1 protein-coding gene and 2 pseudogenes are annotated in these 1,627 nt (G+C 35.3%); all 3 read right to left on the bottom strand.

The window, feature by feature from the left end; genetic code table 11:
* Window positions 1-431 (bottom strand): annotated as a pseudogene (locus tag AC1DTM_RS25605) (hypothetical protein); the annotation flags it as partial.
* Between the two features lie 16 nt (window positions 432-447).
* On the bottom strand, window positions 448-945 hold the full coding sequence (locus AC1DTM_RS25600) for a DM13 domain-containing protein (RefSeq protein ID WP_016105292.1): 498 nt from the start codon (window positions 943-945) through the stop codon (window positions 448-450).
* A gap of 76 nt (window positions 946-1,021) precedes the next feature.
* Window positions 1,022-1,167, bottom strand: a pseudogene (locus AC1DTM_RS25595) (sensor histidine kinase); the annotation flags it as partial.
* Window positions 1,168-1,627: the final 460 nt, after the last annotated feature.

Raw genomic sequence — 1,627 nt, 5'->3', positions numbered from 1 at the left:
GAATAACAGATAGGAATTGTAATGGCAATGTAAGTGCACCATTTCCCCCAAGATGCTGCTGAGGATTGTGATGTCCATTTAGAGGGATTACTATTTCGGCCACAATACGGACAAGCATTTCGTGTTTGGCGTTGATATACTAAAGCAGTCGCACTCCATAGAAATGCTCCTAGCATACTAATATATTGATTTACAATCGTCCAGTACATCATCTGCTCAAAAAATTTCACTCCATGCGGAAAATCAAATAGTGCTCCAATCAAAAAGATAAATCCATATGCCGCAGACGCCAAAACGCGGTAGTCAATAACTGCAAATAATAGAATCGCTACTAACATATACACAAACATGAGTAATACTATTCGTAAAAGTCCCTTGCCCCAGCCACGAATCATCATGACAGCTACAATGACTCCCATTAATCCAAACCCACTTTTAAGTCCATATTTACTTCTTAAAATAAACAGCACCAAAGTTTTCATTAAACCTCTTACACCAAACAGAAACCGAACCATATGCACTCACATCTATCCCTTGAGGAATTTCGTAGTGTTGGTCTCCTTTATTCCCCTTTAATTTTCCTAATTCAATATACTGATAGTTTTTCACGTCTTCATTATTTTTCAAACGATTCGTAGGAACTAATACAACTCGCACATCCGGCCCATTAGATGTTTTAAAATCAGAAAGTCGTAAAACACGTTTTCCATCCGCTAATTGATGAATTGTTGCCGTTCCAGTTGTTTCATGAACACCATTTTGAAACTTTCCTTCACTTATTACTCGATCACTTTGTTGCTTTGTTTCATTTGATTGTACTTCTGTTTGTGGCAATGCTTCATTCACTTGCTTATCAATAAATAATTTCTCTGGTCGGAACAATGACCATAAAACCCCCATTACAATTATCAAACCGCCTATAAACCATACATATTTTCTTTTCATAAAGTAAAAAACCTCCTGTAACATACTGTGTAGTAGTATGTTAGCAAGAAGGTCTTTCATTTTTATAACATAAATATTACAAAAGTCTTTCAGCGGTCTTATTTTTTCTGATGCGATGGGAAGCGTAAACCAAAATTCACTACCCTGCTTGCCGTCTGCGCGCTTCCTCTCACCATTTTATCTCTTGTGCATTTCAATCAATGATTTTGCAATAGCTAATCCAAATTCAGGACTTTGCTTGCAAGAGTCTTAGAATTTTTGCATCAGAACCATTAAAAGTATAGTGAGGCCTATTCAGGAAACTTAAAAAGAGCAGTTAGTAAATTTAGTTTTTAACTGTGGCTTTAACTCAATAATCTTCTGAAGAATTAACAGTAGCAAAAATCTTTTGTTTTTCATTGCCAGAGACATGTCTCTCTAATTAAATCTCAGGTGTCGCATATTCTCCTAAGAAACCAATCTTAGTAATGACAACATCCATATTTTTTTCTGTTTTAAAGTGATTAATAGTTGCTTGATTAGCTGTTTCTTTAGTCTTTAGCTAGGCTTCTTTACTATATTCATCTATTATACCGTAATCCATAATTGCATATACATAAGCACCCAGTGTTAGTAACGTAGCACTTCCTAAGACAAATAGGTGTTTCACTAATTTCTTACTCATGTCCATTCATAATTCCAT

This window comes from Bacillus sp. P4_D3 (assembly GCF_056401855.1).
This window is presented reverse-complemented; position numbering and strand designations above follow the sequence as displayed.